The 16349-nt window shown below is 72.2% G+C and carries 17 protein-coding genes; 7 read left to right on the top strand and 10 right to left on the bottom strand.

Translation table 11 applies throughout. The features are described from left to right. Positions 1–334 precede the first annotated feature (334 nt). Positions 335–481: a hypothetical protein gene (locus tag IG78_RS48985; protein WP_157855729.1), complete on the top strand. Its 147-nt coding sequence runs from the start codon at positions 335–337 to the stop codon at positions 479–481. Between the two features lie 49 nt (positions 482–530). Here IG78_RS48985 and IG78_RS0100185 read toward each other — a convergent pair whose 3' ends face one another. Beyond that, positions 531–1376 (bottom strand): class I SAM-dependent methyltransferase, encoded by an 846-nt coding sequence (locus IG78_RS0100185; RefSeq protein WP_030558771.1) that lies wholly within the window; start codon positions 1374–1376, stop codon positions 531–533. A gap of 258 nt (positions 1377–1634) precedes the next feature. On the opposite strand from IG78_RS0100185, the gene IG78_RS0100180 reads away from it, so the two are divergent. Next, positions 1635–2816: a glycoside hydrolase family 113 protein gene (locus IG78_RS0100180; RefSeq protein WP_169749655.1), complete on the top strand. Its 1182-nt coding sequence runs from the start codon at positions 1635–1637 to the stop codon at positions 2814–2816. 43 nt (positions 2817–2859) lie between these two features. Here IG78_RS0100180 and ppk2 read toward each other — a convergent pair whose 3' ends face one another. Together ppk2 and IG78_RS0100170 are read right to left on the bottom strand one after the other, a co-directional pair. Then, positions 2860–3879: a polyphosphate kinase 2 gene (gene ppk2, locus IG78_RS0100175; protein WP_030558769.1), complete on the bottom strand. Its 1020-nt coding sequence runs from the start codon at positions 3877–3879 to the stop codon at positions 2860–2862. A 121-nt stretch (positions 3880–4000) separates the two neighbouring features. Continuing rightward, positions 4001–4867: an aminoglycoside 6-adenylyltransferase gene (locus IG78_RS0100170; protein WP_037684654.1), complete on the bottom strand. Its 867-nt coding sequence runs from the start codon at positions 4865–4867 to the stop codon at positions 4001–4003. 190 nt (positions 4868–5057) lie between these two features. On the opposite strand from IG78_RS0100170, the gene IG78_RS0100165 reads away from it, so the two are divergent. Beyond that, positions 5058–5798, top strand: a complete 741-nt coding sequence (locus IG78_RS0100165; RefSeq protein WP_030558767.1) for an SDR family oxidoreductase — start codon at positions 5058–5060, stop codon at positions 5796–5798. 63 nt (positions 5799–5861) lie between these two features. Here IG78_RS0100165 and IG78_RS0100160 read toward each other — a convergent pair whose 3' ends face one another. Further along, the gene (locus IG78_RS0100160) at positions 5862–7070 is read right to left on the bottom strand and encodes an MFS transporter (protein WP_030558766.1); all 1209 of its coding nucleotides are present in this window, start codon (positions 7068–7070) and stop codon (positions 5862–5864) included. 126 nt (positions 7071–7196) lie between these two features. On the opposite strand from IG78_RS0100160, the gene IG78_RS0100155 reads away from it, so the two are divergent. After that, the gene (locus tag IG78_RS0100155; RefSeq protein ID WP_030558765.1) at positions 7197–7658 is read left to right on the top strand and encodes a winged helix-turn-helix transcriptional regulator; all 462 of its coding nucleotides are present in this window, start codon (positions 7197–7199) and stop codon (positions 7656–7658) included. An 11-nt stretch (positions 7659–7669) separates the two neighbouring features. On the opposite strand, the gene IG78_RS0100150 is transcribed toward IG78_RS0100155, so the two are convergent. Next, positions 7670–8299 (bottom strand): LysE/ArgO family amino acid transporter, encoded by a 630-nt coding sequence (locus IG78_RS0100150; protein WP_030558763.1) that lies wholly within the window; start codon positions 8297–8299, stop codon positions 7670–7672. Between the two features lie 69 nt (positions 8300–8368). Here IG78_RS0100150 and IG78_RS0100145 point away from each other — a divergent pair, with 69 nt between their 5' ends. Further along, positions 8369–9325 carry a LysR family transcriptional regulator ArgP gene (locus IG78_RS0100145; protein ID WP_030558761.1) on the top strand — a complete coding sequence of 319 codons (957 nt, stop codon included), beginning with the start codon at positions 8369–8371 and terminating at the stop codon, positions 9323–9325. Positions 9326–9389: 64 nt separating this feature from the next. Here IG78_RS0100145 and IG78_RS0100140 read toward each other — a convergent pair whose 3' ends face one another. Further along, positions 9390–10670 carry a low temperature requirement protein A gene (locus tag IG78_RS0100140; RefSeq protein WP_037684653.1) on the bottom strand — a complete coding sequence of 427 codons (1281 nt, stop codon included), beginning with the start codon at positions 10668–10670 and terminating at the stop codon, positions 9390–9392. Positions 10671–10855: 185 nt separating this feature from the next. Here IG78_RS0100140 and IG78_RS0100135 point away from each other — a divergent pair, with 185 nt between their 5' ends. Continuing rightward, a complete protein-coding gene (locus IG78_RS0100135; RefSeq protein WP_030558759.1) occupies positions 10856–11848 on the top strand; it encodes a GlxA family transcriptional regulator in 993 nt (330 codons plus the stop codon). A gap of 127 nt (positions 11849–11975) precedes the next feature. Next, complete coding sequence (locus IG78_RS0100130) at positions 11976–12599, top strand: isochorismatase family protein (RefSeq protein ID WP_030558757.1); 624 nt, start codon at positions 11976–11978, stop codon at positions 12597–12599. Between the two features lie 28 nt (positions 12600–12627). Here the strand turns inward: IG78_RS0100130 and IG78_RS0100125 are convergent, their stop codons facing one another. The 4 genes from IG78_RS0100125 to IG78_RS0100110 all read right to left on the bottom strand — a co-directional run bounded on the left by IG78_RS0100125 (position 12628) and on the right by IG78_RS0100110 (position 16321). Beyond that, positions 12628–13788 (bottom strand): M24 family metallopeptidase, encoded by a 1161-nt coding sequence (locus IG78_RS0100125; protein WP_037684651.1) that lies wholly within the window; start codon positions 13786–13788, stop codon positions 12628–12630. Beyond that, positions 13785–14300: a hypothetical protein gene (locus IG78_RS0100120; protein ID WP_030558754.1), complete on the bottom strand. Its 516-nt coding sequence runs from the start codon at positions 14298–14300 to the stop codon at positions 13785–13787. The genes IG78_RS0100125 and IG78_RS0100120 overlap by 4 nt, the downstream gene beginning before the upstream one ends. Before the next feature lie 94 nt (positions 14301–14394). Beyond that, a complete protein-coding gene (locus IG78_RS0100115; RefSeq protein WP_037684650.1) occupies positions 14395–15252 on the bottom strand; it encodes a class II fructose-bisphosphate aldolase in 858 nt (285 codons plus the stop codon). Between the two features lie 190 nt (positions 15253–15442). After that, complete coding sequence (locus tag IG78_RS0100110) at positions 15443–16321, bottom strand: SIS domain-containing protein (RefSeq protein WP_030558751.1); 879 nt, start codon at positions 16319–16321, stop codon at positions 15443–15445. Between the last annotated feature and the right edge of the window lie 28 nt (positions 16322–16349).

Below are 16349 nucleotides of genomic sequence, written 5' to 3'. Positions count from 1 at the left end.
GCCGGGGTGGCCCGCGGTGGTCGGGGTGGGGCTGGAGCTGGTGTAGGCTCAGTGCAACTCCGGTGCAGGGCACGGGAGTCGCGCGTCTGTGGTCCAAGGAAAGACGTCCATCATCCGATGGGAAATGCAGGTGCAAGGCCTGCCGGGCGCTCCATGAGCGAAGCCCCGCCCACCGAACAGGTGGGCGGGACTTCGTCGTTGAGCACGTCTGAGAGCGTCCGCCCGGGTGTCCGCCCGCTCGCGCGTGGCCCAAGTCCGCCCAGCCGTACAAGGCTTGGGCCTCAGTGCCCCGCGACCAGTTCCCGGGCCGGCCTGACCAAGGTCCCGATCGCCGGTGGGGGCCAGGCCCGGCTCCGTCACCTCCCCGCGCAGCAGCGCGACATCGACCGAGCCCTTGGTGAGCCCTGAGGTGCTCGCGATCGCCCTCGTCGTCGGCGCCAGTGCGGGCGCGGTGCGGACGGGCGGAGCGGGGCGGGACTGAGGGAGCGGGGCGGGGACCGAGGAGCGGGGCGACGGGACCGAGAAGCGGGTCAGTCCCGTCGCCCCGCCCGCCAGACGAACACCTCTGTGCCCGGCTGCCGTGCGGAGAACAGGCCGGACGGCGAGACCGCACGCAGCAGTCGCCGCAACTCCGCCTCGAAGTCGTCCAGATGGGCGCCGAACAGGTGCGGTGCGGAGAACGACATCGAGAACACCCCGGCGACGACGTCGTCCTGCGACCGCTCCAGGACCTGCCCGCCGGGTACGACATGACGCTCGGGCCCGGAGAACCCCGCGCGCAGCAGCACCGTCGCCTCGCCGCCGGGAGTGCCGTGCCGCAGCGTCCCGGCTCCCGCCCGCCGCACCTCACCCAAGTACCGCCGCACCAGGTCACCGACCGCCGCATCGGGAACCAGGGGATGCGGGAGCCCTTCCGCGGTGCGCGTCTGCGACTTCAGGTCCGAGATGTGCACCAGTGCCCCGCCGGGCCGCAGCATGGCCCGCACCGTCGTCGCGACCAGGTCACGGTCCATCCAGTGGAAGGACTGCGCGAAGGCGGCGACCGTGAACGTGCCCAGACCCGCGGGCAGTTCCTCGGCCCGCGCCCGCACCCAGCGCGCCTTCCCGGAAACCCCCTGGGCGGCGGCCGCCCGCTCGGCCTCGGCGATCATCCCGCCGTCCGGATCGACGCCGACGACCTCGCCGAACAACTCCACGAGCAGCAGCGCGAGCGTCCCCGGCCCACACCCCACGTCGACGAGACGCCCGCGCCCATCGAGCCCCAGAGCCGCACCGAGCACCTCCGCGAGGCCGGGGGGATACGGCAGCCGCCCCCGCCGGTAGTACGCGGCACTCCCCGCGAACAACGTTTCGTCCCACTCCCAGTCAGCAGTCACACCCACCCACCCTGCCGCAACCGCGCAGTCCGCACTCCCCGAATTTTCGGGATACCTCCACGTCCCCCACCGCTCGAAGATGAGCAAGGCGCCTCCCTCATCCGCAACCTCGGACTCGCGGCCCGTTCCGGCAGGCCGCGACTTTGGTTACGGCGGCGGCGACCGATGGCCGATGATCCGCCCCCTGCCCGACGGCGACTCTGGAGAAGTCCTGTTGACGATCGACAACGGTGGGGGTGGCGGATGCGGAACACGTCGATGACGCGAGGGAGTTTCCTCGCGGGGGCCGCGGCGGTGGGTGCCGGTGCGCTGGTGGGCACGGCGCTGTCCGGGCAGGCGGCGGCCACGGCGCAGACGGCGGAGCAGACGGCGGCCACGGCGCAGGCGGCGGACGAAAGGGCCGGAGGTGCCGGCCGGGCCGGGCGCGGGCTCACGTACCGGGGTGTGATGTACGAGTGCCTGGACGGGGAGACGCCGCACACGGGCTGGGACCGCGCACGGATGCGGTCCGACCTGCGGGCCGTCGCGTGCGATCTGCACGCGAACTCCGTCGTCGCCTTCGGCACCGGCGTGGAGCGCCTTGCCGCCACCGCCACCGAGGCGGCCGAGCGCGGCCTGCACGTATGGCTCCAGCCACGCCTCGCCGACCTTCCCGAGCGGCAGATCCTCGACCACCTGGCGGAGACCGGCCGCGAGGCGGAGCGGCTGCGCAGGCAGGGCGCGCGGGTGTACCTGAGCGTGGGGTGCGAGTTCATCCTGTTCGTGCCGGGCATCGTCCCTGGCGACAACGCGGTGGAGCGCGTGCGGAACATGATGGCCGGGAACTGGAACCCCGAGCAGGCGCAGCGCAAGCTCGACCGGTTCATCGCTCTGGCCGCGAAGACGGGCCGCCGGGTGTTCCACGGCCCGCTGACCTACGGTTCCGCGTTCGGCGACAAGGTGGACTGGGACCTCTTCGACCTCCTCGGCGTCAACTACTACTCGTACTTCGACGATCCTCGTGGATACGTCAAGGAGCTCGGCCCCTACCGCGAGTGGGGCAAGCCCGTCGCGATCACGGAGTGCGGGACCTGCACCTTCGAGGGCGCGCCCCAGGCCGGCGGCATGGGCTGGGACGCCGTCGACTACGACAAGCCCAAGCCGGAGGTCCGCCCCGGGGTGCGGCGCAGCGAGCGCGTCCAGGCCCGGTACCTGACCGAGGTCCTGGATGTGTTCGAGCGGATGAACCTGCACGCGGCGATGGTGTACCAGTTCGTCACACCGGACGCGCCGCACCGCCGCGAACGCCGCTACGACTACGACATCGCGAGCTACGGCCTGGTCAAGCCCCGGTGGCGGACGGAGGACGACCCGACGTCCGCATGGCACTGGGAGCCGAAGGAGTCGTTTCACGCCGTGGCGCGGCACTTCGCCGCCCGTACCGGCCCCCGGACCGGGTGACGCGGTGACCGGCGCCCGCCCCCGGAAGGGCGCCGGTGCCCGCCTACGCCGCGTCGGTCGGGTGGACCCCGGGTCCTTCGGAGTGGTCGGCCAGCGGGGTGGGGGAGAGGTCGGTGAGTTCCTCGCCCGGTTCGAGGAGGGTGTCCGCGGCGCCGACGATGAGCGGGTCGGGGCTGCCCGCGCTGTCCTTGTCCTTGGCGGGGTAGTCGCAGCGCGCCAGCAGGTGCCGCATCGCCTCCAGACGTCCGCGCCGCTTGTCGTTGGACTTCACCACCGTCCAGGGGGCGGACACCGTGTCGGTGGCACGGAACATGTCGATCTTCGCGGCGGTGTACGCGTCCCACAGGTCCAGGGAGGCGATGTCCGTCGACGACAGCTTCCACTGCCGCACCGGGTCGACCTGGCGGATGGCGAACCGGGTGCGCTGCTCGCCGCGGGACACCGAGAACCAGAACTTCACCAGGAGCACGCCGTCCTGCACCAGCATCTCCTCGAACACGGGGGCCTGGGCCAGGAAGTGCCGGTGCTGCTCGGGCGTGCAGAAGCCCATGACGCGTTCGACGCCGGCGCGGTTGTACCAGGAGCGGTCGAAGAAGACGATCTCACCGGCCGACGGGAGCTGGGTCACATAGCGCTGGAAGTACCACTGGCCGCTCTCCCGCTCGGTCGGCTTGTCGAGGGCCACGACCCGCGCGCCGCGCGGATTGAGGCGCTCGGTGAAGCGCTTGATCGTGCCGCCCTTGCCGGCCGCGTCCCGGCCCTCGCAGATCACGACGATCCGCTGCCCGGTCTCCTTGACCCACTTCTGGAGCTTGAGCAGCTCGATCTGCAGCACGCGCTTGGCGCGTTCGTACTCCTTGCGGCGCAGCTTGTGGTCGTACGGGTAGTTCTCCCGCCAGGTGTCGAGGGGGAGACCGCCCTTGTCGAGGAGTATGGGCTGTTCGGGTCTCGACCAGTCGACGGACAGCTCGTCGAGGAGCCCCAGGTCATCGGCGTCCCGCTGTCCGCCCCCGGGGGCCTCCCCGTGTTGGCCGCGCTGCGGATTCTCGGGTCCAGTCCCCATGGCGTACGCCTCCTCGGCCCGTCGTCGGCAGTTCGCTCACCGGTTCCCCCGCCTGCCGAAATTATCCCCGGTCGGGGGCGCGGGCGAGCGTGGGTGACCGGCCCGCCACCGTCGCCCGCCCTCAGGGCGCCGACGGAATCGCCGGAATCTCGTCGAGCGTCGGGCGGATGACGTTCTCCGCCTTCTCCGGGTACGAGAATCCGTGCGCGTCGGCGACTTCGCGGGCCAGGCGGGAGAAGAGGTCGGCGGTGGCCCGGGCGGCGCGCAGGGCGTCGTCCGCGGCGAAGCCGCCGAAGATCCGCGGCAGGCTCTCCCACACGTCGGGGTCGGTCCAGCGCCGCATGCGGGTGCCGCCGTACCAGACGTCGTGGTCGGCGCCCTTACGGCTCAGGGCGTGCCACTCGATCATGCACTCGAGGAGTTCCTTCGTGGTCCAGTCCCGGGACTTGGCCACCCACAGCTCGCCGCGGGCCAGGTAGCGCGGCAGGTGAGCGACCTCGAACCAGAACTCCGCGCAGAGGTCCTCGAACTCCTCGGCGTCGGGCAGTTCCGCCCGTACGCTCCCCGTGGCCCGCGGCAGCGCGGCGGCGGCGCCCTCGCGGTCCCACAGGACCTCGTAACCCCGCTCGTGCAGGTCGTCGAGGCCCTCGGCGGCCAGCAGTTCCAGGCGCTCCACCGGCACCACCTGGAAGTCGACCTTCACGCCCCCCTCGAAGAACACCAGCCGGGCCGGGTTCTCGTACGGGCCATCGAGCCCCACCTGGACCACCACAGGGCCGAGCTCCTCGACCCAGGCCCCGTCGTCCTCGTACCGCTCGGTGTCGGTGGTGTAGAGCTCGATGTCATGGTCGGAGAAGGCGTCCACGGTGCCGTCGCGCCGCGCCCGTGACCCGGTGCGCAGCACGGCCCGGACGTCCGGCTGGTTCCGGGCCCAGGCAAGCACGCGCCCGACGATGCCGTCCTCGTCGGCCGCTGACTCAGTGATCATGGCGTCACGCTACTGCAGGGCCGCGGGGCCGCCGAAGCGGTTTTCGCCGCCCCGTGTGCGTGTCCTGCCCTGGACGGACTTCACCAGGACCGTGTCCGTGGCCGCCCAGTGGCACCGGTGGAGACGGTGTGGCAAACAACAGAAGGGGTGGCGACAGCGGCACTCGGTTCACGGACGAAAGGGCACGATCATGAAGATCACGGTCATCGGAGCCACCGGACTGATCGGTTCCCAGCTCGTCACGCGGCTCGGTGCCGCGGGGCACGAGGTGGTCCCCGCTTCCCTGTCGACCGGAGTCGACCTGCTGAGCGGCGCGGGGCTCGACGGAGTACTCACCGGCGCGGACACGGTCGTCAACGTCACCAACTCGCCCACCTTCGACGAGGCCTCCGTCGACTTCTTCCGCATCACATCGAGGAACCTGCTGTCCGCGGGGGAGCGCGCGGGAGTCCGCCACCAGGTCGTCCTGTCCATCGTCGGGGTCGACCAGGTGCCGCAACTGGACTACTACCGCGCCAAGACCCTCCAGGAAGAGTTCCTGAAGCGGGGGGCGACGCCGTACTCGATCGTGCGCGCCACCCAGTTCTTCGAGTTCATGGACGCCGTCATGTCCTGGACCGCGGACGGCGGCACCGTCCGGCTCCCGGCCACCCCCGTCCAGCCCATCGCGGCGGCCGAAGTGGTCGAGGCCCTCGCCGATGTCGCCACCGCCCCGCCCCTCAACGGCACCCTGGAAGTCGCGGGACCCGACGTCCTCCCCCTCGACGAGCTGGGCCGCCGCACGCTGGCGGCCAGCAAGGACGACCGCACCGTCGTCACCGACGACAAGGCGGGCATGTTCGCGGCAGTCGACGGCGCTGCCCTGATCGCGAGCCCCGGCGCCCGCCTGGCCCCCACCCACTACGAGGACTGGCTCGGCACCCGGCGCTGACGGGCGGTGGTGATGCGTGCGGCGCAGGCGTCCCGGCCCAGGTGGCAGCCGCCCGCAAAGTGCTCACGCCGCCGTCAGGCCCCACAGTGCCAGCGCCAGCACGCTGAAGCCCGCGCCGAGGGCGCACACCGCGCCCCAGCCCGCCGCCGCGTACAGGCTCGTCGACGCGAGTGCTCCCAGGGCGCTGCCCGCGGAGTAGAACATCATGTAGCCGCCGATCACCCGGCTGCCCGCGTCGGGCCGGTGGGCGTAGATGGCGCTCTGGTTCGTGACGTGGACGGCCTGCACGGCCAGGTCGAGCACGATCGCGCCCGCGGCGAGCGCCCACAGGGAACGGCCGGTGAGGGCGAGGGGGACCCAGGAGAGGACGAGGAGGGCGAGTGCGGCGCCCGTGGTGGCGCGGGCGTGTCCGCGGTCGTGCAGCCGTCCGGCGGGGGCGGCCGCGAGCGCGCCCGCCGCGCCGACGAGGCCGAAGGCGCCGATGGCCGTGTGCGACAACGCGTACGGTGCCTCGCTCAGCGGCAGGGCCACACAGCTCCACAGCGTGCTGAACGCGGCGAAGACGAGCAGGGCGTACAACGCGCGGGTACGCGGGACCGGTTCGCGCAGGAACAGCGTGACCGTGGAACGCAGGAGGCGGCGGTAGGGCACGCGTGCGCGCGGTTCGCTGTCCCGGGGCAGCGCGCGGTGCAGGGCCCCGGCCAGGAGCAGGGTCACCGCCGCCGATCCCAGGTAGACGGAGCGCCAGCCCGCGAGGTCGGACAGCAGCCCCGAGACGGTGCGGGCGAGCAGAATGCCGAGGACGACGCCGCTCGTCACTTGGCCCACGACCGTTCCTCGCCGGTCGGGACCGGCGAGGGCCGCCGCGTAGGCGACGAGGGACTGGGTGACGACGGCGAGGAAGCCCACCGCGGCGGCCGACGCGAGCAGCATGGGGACACCGCTCGCCGTCCCCAGCGCCACGAGAACGGCCGCGAGCAGTGCCGACTGCGTAGTGATGAGTTTCCTGCGGTCCAGCCTGTCGCCGAGCGGCACGAGCAGGAACAGGCCGAGTCCGTAACCGATCTGAGTGACCGTCACCAAGGCGCCGACGGCACCCTGTCCGACCCCGAAGCTCCGGCCGAGGGTGGCCAGGAGGGGCTGGGCGAAGTACACGTTCGCCACGGCCGATCCGCTCGCGAGGGCGAACAGCAGGACCGTGCCGCGCGAGGGCCCCGGTCGGCCGGTGCCGGTCCTCGTCGATTCCCGTGACGCCTGGCAGTCCACAGCCATCCGTACCCCGCCCCTCGAAGTGGTTGCAAGTTGCTACCGAACGACCGTAGGCCAAGCTGGTAGCATGTTGCAACCGAAGGTGGATGTGTGTGTCGAGGTGAGGTCGGGGAGGCAGGCGGTGGCGGCATGGTGAAGCGGACCAGCTTCGACGACAGTGAGTGTCCGGTGGCCCGGTCGGTCGATGCCGTGGGGGACTGGTGGTCCCTCCTGATCGTGCGCGACGCCTTCGACGGCAAACGGCGCTTCGGCGAGTTCCAGCGCAGCCTCGGAGTCGCGAAGAACATCCTCACCACCCGGCTGCGCGCCCTCGTCGCGGGCGGCGTCCTCGACCAGGTGCCCGCATCCGACGGCAGCGCCTACCGGGAGTACGTCCTCACCCCCAAGGGCCAGGACCTTTTCCCGGTCGTCGTCGCACTCCGGCAGTGGGGCGAGGCGCACTCCTTCCGCCCCGGCGAACCGCACTCCCGCCTGGTGGACCGCCGTAACGAACGCCCGCTGGGCCCGCTGCGGGTACAGGCGGCGGACGGCCGCGTCGTGACCCCGGACGACACCGTCGTCGTCAAGGTCGAGCCCCCGCGGGAGCCGTGACGCAGGGCGCGTCACACGGTGCGTACAAGCAGCAGGACACCCATCGTGAGCATTGTGGCCGCCACCAGACAGTCCAGTACGCGCCACGCCTTGGGGCTCGCAAGCACCCCGCTGAGGAGGCGGGCGCCGTAGCCGAGGCCTGTGAACCACACCAGGCTGGCCAGCATCGCCCCCAGGCCGAAGACCCAGCGCAGCGAACCGCGGTCGGCGGCGACGGAACCGAGCAGGAGCACGGTGTCCAGGTAGACATGCGGATTGAGCCAGGTCATTGCCAGGCAGGTGAGCACCGCTGTGCGCAGCGAACCCGTCGCGGCGCCCTCGACCGCCATCGCCTGCCCGTCACCCGCCGAGCGCAGCACCCGGCGACCGGCCAGGACGCCGTAGCAGACGAGGAAGCCACCGCCTGCCAGGCCGATCACGGTCAGCGCGCCCGGCCGGGCGGTGACAAGGGCGCCGAGACCGGCCACGCCGAAGGCGATGAGCAGCGCGTCGGACAGGGCGCAGATGCCGACCACCGCGAGCACGCCCTGACGGCGCACCCCCTGACGGAGGACGAACGCGTTCTGCGCGCCGATGGCGACGATGAGGGAGAGACCGGTGCCGAATCCGGCGACGGCCGCCGTGAGGATGTTGCTGTGCATGGGGACGACGCTAAGAAGCATCCGGCCGTCAGTACAGCTAATGTTTCTTACCTAGCATTAGTAGTCGTGATGACCGATCTTCCCCTGGACCAGGTGCGCACCCTGCTCGCCGCCGTCGACGAAGGCACCTTCGACGCCGCCGCGGCCGCCCTGCACGTGACGCCGTCGGCGGTCAGCCAGCGGGTCAAGGCGCTGGAGCAGCAGACCGGCAGGGTGCTGCTGATGCGGACCAAACCGATCCGGCCGACGGAGTCGGGGCAGGTGCTCGTACGGTTCGCGCGGCAGTTGGCCGCGCTCCAGCAGGACGCGCGGGCCGAACTCGGCATCGCCGACGCCTCGGGCCCCGCACAACTGCCCATCGCGGTGAACGCGGACTCCCTCGCGACGTGGTTCCTGCCCGCGCTGAACCGGGTGCCGCAGGACCCGCCGATCTGCTTCGAACTGCACCGTGAGGACGAGGCGCACACCGCCGCCCTGCTGCGCGAGGGGCAGGTGATGGCCGCGGTGACGTCGTCGGCGCGGCCGGTCGCCGGGTGCACCGTGCGCCCGCTGGGCCTGAACAGGTATCTGCCGGTGGCCAGCTCCCGGTTCGCGGAGCGCCATCTGGCGGCAGGGCCGCTCGCGCACTGCCTGCCCGACGCGCCGGTCATCGTCTTCGACCGCAGGGACGCCCTCCAGGACCAGTTCGTACGGAAACTCCCGGCCGACGGCGACGGCACCGGCATCGGCACCGGCGGTGGCGGTGGGAGCGAGGGCGGCGGCCCACGGGCCGGTTCGGTACGCCACTACGTGCCCACGTCCGAGGGGTACTGCGACGCGGTGGCCGCCGGGCTCGGCTGGGGTCTCGTACCGGAGCAGCAGGCGGCACCGCTGCTCCGCTCGGGCGGCCTCGTCGAGCTCACGCCGGGGCGATGGCTCGACGTGCCGCTGTACTGGCAGCAGTGGAAGCTGGACGTCCCGGCGCTCGGGCTCGTGGCGGAAGCCGTCGCCGCCACCGCCGCGGAGTTCCTGCACGCCCCCGCCTGACGCCGCGGCGTCAGGCGGGCGCACCGGCAGGGCGAGCCGTCTGCCGTGGCCGGGCGGGCGGCTCTCAGCCCGTACGCAGGTCCTCCAGCATCCGCCGCTGGTGACGGTGGCCGACGGTCTCGTAGCCGATCACCGTGACAAAGGGGGAGAGCATCACCACGAGCAGGCACACCGCGGTGGCGACACCGGCGGCGGACAGCAGCACCGCCACGGCGAGAACCGCGAGCGTGGCGGAGATGAGCAGCAGGTGCAGACGGTCGACCGCGGACAGCAGCAGCGTGTGCAGCAGATAGACCATCAGCAGATAAAGGCCCACCGGCAGGGCCAGGGACAGCACCACGGCGACCTCACCGATCTTCGTGTGGTGCTCCAGATGCAGTCCCGCCACATGCAGCCCGGCACCCGCGGCGGCGATCCCCATGAACAGCGGGATGTGCCCGTACCCGAAGAGATAGCCGCGGCGGCGGCGGTGTACGAGGATGTCGCCGAAGGGCGTCGAGAAGTACACCCACCACATCCCGAAGGTCAGCCCGACCCCGGCGACGACGACGGCGACCGCGTTCCCGGTCCAGTGCGTCCCGTCCCCGCCGCCGAGCAGGTCACCGGACGAGGCGACGGTGCCGACCACCCCCTCGCCTAGCGTGATGATGGCGAACAGGCCGTACCGCTCCGCGACGTGGTGCGGGTGCCAGGGCGTGCCGCCCGCGTTGCCCTGGGTGAGGACCGGGAGGACCAGTTCCAGGACCGCGAGGACGACGAAGGCGCCGAACACGGCCACAAGGGGCAGGTCCGCGAAGCCCACCACGATCCAGCCGACCTGGGCGATCACCGTCCAGCGGATGTTCGCCGTCCCCACGGCGTGGAACGACGGGGACTCCCTGGCCGCGCGCCGCCACTGCAACACCATCGCGATCCGCATCACGACGTACCCGATGACCATGGCGCGCAGTTCGAGGTGGCCACCCTCCTCGACGGAGTGGAACATCGCGGGCAGACCGAGCGCGAACACGACGACACCCATCATCTGCACCATCGTCAGCGCGCGGTAGAGCCAGTCGTCGGTGCCGAACGCCGAGGCGAACCAACTGAAGCTGATCCACGCGACGCTGATCGCGAACATCGCGAGGGCGAACGCGACGACCGCCTTTCCGGGATGTCCTTCCGCGACCATCTCGGCGAACTGGGAGGCCGCGGTGCCGACCGCGACCACGAAGGTCAGGTCGAACAACAACTCCAGGGGAGTGGACACCCGACCGTGTTCCTGCGGGTCGCGACCGGTCATCGGCATCCGGCGATGGGCGGGGCCGCCCTTGCCCGCAGGCTCTGTGGGGTCGGGGTGGCTCATGCGCAGAATGATGACGCATGCGGTTGCAGTCGCAAGTCGAGCGTTGCCTGTGGCGGTGCGCCCGGGTGCCGGGCGCTTCCGGCTCCTCCCACCCCCGCCCGTCCCTCGGTCCCGTCCATCGGCATGTCCGGATGTGACAGGGAATCGTCATTGCGGCCATCGGTGACAGCGGCCAGCATGGAGGCATGCCCCTTCCGCACCGGGTCGTCATCGCGGTCTTCCCCGATGTCGATCTCCTCGACGTCACCGGACCCGCCGAGGTCTTCGCCCTCGCCAACCGGGTGACCGCCGGCCGCGCCGGGTACCACGTGGTCCTCGCCGGACCGGCCGCCGGCGCGGTCAGGACGTCGGCGGGCGTGCGGCTGCTCACCGACGTGGCCTTCGACGACGTCGGCGACCAGGTGGACACCCTGCTGGTGCCTGGCGCCGTCGACATGACCGACGACGGGCCCCTGGCCCGGATCGACGCCGACGTCGTGGCGTGGGTGAAGGCGACAGCCCCGCACGCCCGGCGGGTGGCGTCGGTGTGCGTGGGGGCACATGTGCTGGCCGCGGCCGGACTGCTCGACGGGAAGACAGCGACCACGCACTGGTCGACCGCCGCCCAGCTCGCCGCCGACCACCCCGACGTCACGGTCGACCCGGACCCCATCTTCGTCCGCACCGACCGCGGCAGGCTGTGGACCGGGGCCGGTATCAGCGCCTGCCTGGACCTCGCCCTGGCCCTGGTCGCCGAGGACCAGGGCGAGGAGACCGCGCTGACGGTGGCCCGGCAACTGGTCGTCTACCTCAAACGGCAGGGCGGCCAGAGTCAGTTCTCCGTACCGCTGCGCCGCTCGGCGACCAACCGCAGGGACATCGACGAACTGCGCCGGTGGGTCGCCGACCACCTCGACGGCGACCTGTCCACCGGGGCCATGGCAGCCCGGATGTGCCTGAGCGAGCGGCACTTCGCCCGTGTCTTCGCACAGGAGACGGGCACCAGCCCGGCCGCCTACGTCGAGGCGGCCAGGATCGAGGTCGCCCGGCGCCTCCTGGAGACCACCGACAGCCCGCTCGACGAGGTCGCGAGCACCTCGGGGCTCGGCTCGGTGGAGACCCTGCACCGGGCGTTCCGACGACAGCTCGCCACCACCCCGGCGGCCTACCGCCGCCGCTTCCGCACCCAGTCCGCCTGACCCGTTTCCGCACGGCTCTCGCCACGTACAGCCGTGTCCACGTACAGCCACGTACACCTATGCCCATGTACACCTATGCCCATGTACAGCCATGCCCATGAACAGCTATCGCCACGAAAGGCCCACGATGAGCACGAACCACGCCTCCACCACCCTGCGCGACGTGATCGGCCTGGACAACGAGCCGCCCCGGCTGAGCGAGTCCGCCCTGATCCTGATCGACTACCAGAACACCTACCGCACCGGTGTCATGGCCCTTGAGGGCGCAGAGGAGGCCCTCGCGGCGGGCGCCCGCCTCCTGGCACGCGCTCGCGCCGCGGGCTCCCCGGTCGTCCACATCATCAACGACGGCGGCGAGAACACCCCGTACGACATCCGTGCCCACATAGGGGCGATCAGCGACGAGGTGGCCCCGGCGGACGGGGAGCCGGTCGTGGTCAAGCAGTTCCCCGACTCCTTCCACGCCACCGACCTGGAGCAGGTACTGCGGGACCGCGGCTTCGCACCGGGCAGCGGCCGCGATCTCGTCCTCGCGGGGTTCATGACGCACATGTGCGTGACCTTCACCGCCCAGGGCGCCTTCAACCGCGGCTACCGGCCCACCGTCGTCGCCGACACCACCGCCACCCGGCCCCTCGGCTCCCCGGACGGCACGGTCCTGCCCGCCGCTGCTCTGCGCACGGCGGCCCTGACCACCGTCACGGACCTGTTCGGCACCGTCGTCCCGAACGCCGACGCCCTGCGCGCCTGAGCGTTCGTGCACATGGCCCGACGGGGGTTCAGTCCGTGCGCGGTGTGCGCGTGAGGACCTCGCAGCCCCCGTCGGTGACCAGTGCCGTGTCCGAGAACGCGTGCGTGCCCAAGTCGTCGTCCAGGACCCACGACTGGACGTGGAAGGTCATGCCGGGCCGCAGCTCCATGGTGTCGCCGGGACGCAGCGTGCGCGAGCCGCCCATCCAGCCGGGCGGGAAGCCGATGCCGACGAGGTAACCGCAGTGATGCCGCTCGTACGGTCCGCCGCGTGCTTCCTCGATGACCGCGCACCACGTGCGGAAGACCTGTTCGGCGGTGCTGCCGGGGCGCAGCGTCCCGCACAGCGCGTCCATCGCCGAGCGCGATGTGTCGCGCGCGCGGGCGTTGCGCGCCGCGTCACGCCGGTCGAGGTGGAGCAGCCGGGCGAGCGGCGCGTGGTAGCGGCCCCGAGCCGCGGAGAGTTCGATGAAGACGGCTTCGCGTGCGCCGAGCCGGTGCCGCGACCAGGTCAGATGTTCCTGTCGCAGCCGCTCGGTGCTGCGGACGAGGGGCGCGAAGGCGGGCAGGTCACCGCCCGCGCGCAGCATGGCGTCGTGGACCGCAGCGGCGATCTCGTTCTCCCGGGCTCCGGCGGTGGCCGCGGCGAGACCGGCCCCCATGGCCGTGTCGGACAGGCGCGCCGCGCTGCGGATCCGGTCGATCTCCCGCTCGGTGTGGAGGTGCCGCAGGGTGCTCAGGAGGTCGTCGCACGGCGTCCAGTGGGCTGCCCGCGACGTACGCAGCCGGTCCCAGACGGCGGGCGGGAGGGTGAGCGAGGCGGCCTGATAGCCGACGGCCCGGCGTGCGGGCACGAGTTGGGTGAGTACGTCGAGCAGTGCGTCGGCCGGGTCCGTGGCGTCCCCGTAGCCATGGTGACCCACGCCGTGCGTCTGGGCCGCCGCGGTCGGGGCCTCCATGGCCCGCTCGACCAGGACGGGACTGCCGTGCAGGGGCACCACGAGGCCCGTCACGGCGAAGTGGCCCTGGTGGTCGAGGCCGCTCAGGTAGTGGACGTCCTCCGGCGCGGTGACCAGCAGCGCCTGAAGGCCCTGCCGGTCCATGGCGGCCCGGACGGCGTCCCGGCGCTGCTCGTACTCCTCCGGGGGAAAGTCCGGTTCCTGGGTAAGGAGATGCCGCTCACCACTCATCGGCCGCCCTCCGGAGACAGTCGCTCACCGCACCAACAGCAGAAGGGCGCCGAGGCCTCGGCCCGCATCCTGCCGCACTCGGGGCACACCCGGTCGAGCGCGCAGGCCGCCTCGCCGCCCTCCTGGACGTCTGTCCGGGGCGGCGGCGCCGAAACGGCGATGCTCATGCCGGGGCGGCGGCCGTGCACGGTCAGATGGACAAGACCCCGCGGACCCGCGCGCAGCCCGCGCCGGGACCCGCGTGGCAGCCACACCACCGCCCCGGACGACAGCGCGAGCTCCTGGCCCTCGCTGTCCAGGAAGCCGTCGCCCGCGACCACGACCAGGAGGACGTCCAGGGAGTTCTCCTCGTGCTCCGCCACACCGCCGCCCGGGGGCAGCCTGAGCAGGTTCGCGTCGAGTTGTCTGCGCTCCTCCGCCAGCTTCCACAGCGCGCCCGTCCGCTCGGCGGACACGAGGGGGACGTACTGGTCGAAGGAGACCAGCAGGCGGGGCTTCTCCTGCGCGGACATCAGCGCCTCCTGGCTGCGCGGCGGACGGCTGAAATCCTACGGGTCCCGGGTGGCGAGAATCGTCAGGCGGTCGGCCACCCGCGGCGCGCGGGGGCTACGAGGCGTACACAATTGGCTCGGCGGGCTCCGCGGCGGCGAACAGGCGCAGCAGCCGGGCGACCTCGACGGCCATCGCCTCCCGGCCCCGGCCGACATAGCGCCGGGGGTCGACGACGGCGGGGTCGGCGTCGAGGACGGCGCGCACGGCCGCGGTGAAGACGGTGTTGAGGTGCGTCGAGATGTTGACCTTCCGGATGCCCGCGGCCGCCGCGGCGGCCAGGGTGGCGTCGTCGGCCCCCGACGAACCGTGCAGGACCAGTGGCACCCGTACGGCGGCGCGCAGGGCCCGGACGAGGTCCAGGTCGATACGGGCGGTCCGTTCGGTCATGTGGTGGGAGGTGCCCACGGCGACGGCCAGGGCGTCGACGCCGGTGTCCGCCACAAAGCGGGCCGCCTCCTCGGGGTCCGTGCGCACCCCGGGGGCGTGCGCGCCGTTCTTGCCGCCGATCTCGCCGAGTTCCGCCTCGACGAACACGCCGCGGGACCGGCAGTGGTCCGCGATCGCGCGGGTACGGGCGACGTTCTCCTCCCAGGGCAGATGGGCGCCGTCGAACATCACGGAGGTGAAGCCGAGCGCGACGGCTTCCTCGACGAGGTCGGGGCGCGTCGCGTGGTCCAGGTGGAGGGCGACGGGGACGGCGGCGGCCGTGGCGGCGGAGCGGGCGGCCGCCGCGAGCGGGGCCAGGGCACCGTGGTGGGCGACCGCGTTCTCACTGATCTGGAGGATCACGGGCAGCCGGGCCTGCTCGGCTCCGGTCAGTACGGCCTCCACCTGTTCGATGAGAGCGCCGTTGAAGGCGCCCACCGCGGCGGTCGTGGTGCGGAGCATGGCGTGCGGGGTGTCCAGGGGCATGGCTTGCGTTCCAGGGGTCGGCATGGTCCGGGTGAGCGCGGGGCGTTCCCGGCGGGGACGGGAGGGAGGAGACCCGGCCCGTCGTGTGCGGACGAGTCCAGTACGAGGACCTGCGCCCGGCACGCCGAGAGCACGCGCCTGACGCCGCGGGGCCGCCCTCCGGGCGACGGAGGGAGTTTGACGACAGGCCCTAGGCGAGGACGACGGAGCGTGTCAGGTGCGCGGGCCGGTCCGGGTCGCGCCCCGCGTCCTCCGCGAGCCGTACGGCGACCCGCTGGGCGAGCACCAGCTCCGCGAGCGGGTCGAGCTGTGCCCGGCGCAGATGGGCGCCGGTGGCCTCGACGCGGTCGGCGAGTTCGGCGGGCAGCGGGGACAGGCTCCACACGGCCCGGCCGGGCCCGGCCACGGCGATGGGCCCGTGCCGGTACTCCATGACCAGGTAGGACTCGGTCCACCGCGCCGCCGCCTCGCGCACCTTGAGCGCGGCCTCGTGGGCGAGCCCCGCGTGCCAGCCATCGCCGAGGAACGTGATCTGCTCCGCCCGCAGGAGTTCCGGGTCGAGCGGCGCGTCGAGCGCGGTGACGAGGTCCTGTCGGGCCTGCTCGACGGAGTGGCCCAAGTGGGCCAGAAGCAGGATCAGTTGGGTGGTGGGGTAGCGGGTCTGGACGACGGACCGCTCGTCCGCGCCGGCGAGCACGATCACATCGTGGGCCGCCCGGGCGGCGGGGGAGTCCGCCACCGCGGTGATCGTGGTGACCCGGGTGGTGGGGTCGGCCGACGCGAGCGCGGTGAGGATCTCTGTGGTGGTGCCGGAGCGGGTCAGGGCGATGATCCGGTCGTAGCGGCGGTGCAGTTGGGCCGCCGAGGCGGGGTAGGCGTCGGTCGGCCCGTGCCCGCTGTCCTCGCGCAACCGGGCGTAGGCCTGGGCCATGAACCACGACGTGCCGCAGCCGATCACGGCGACGTGCTCACCTTTGGCGGGCAGCGCGGGGGCGTGGACGGGCAGTTGGTCGAGTACGTCCTGCCAGCACTGCGGCTGGCTGGCGATCTCCTGGCTCGTGAGTGACATGAGGGGCTGCTTCCCGTTCTTCGTCTTC

It is taken from the genome of Streptomyces aureocirculatus (genome assembly GCF_000720475.1).
GTDB lineage: Bacteria > Actinomycetota > Actinomycetes > Streptomycetales > Streptomycetaceae > Streptomyces > Streptomyces aureocirculatus.
Note: the sequence above shows the minus strand (reverse complement) of the source record. Positions and strands in the feature narration are given on the sequence as shown.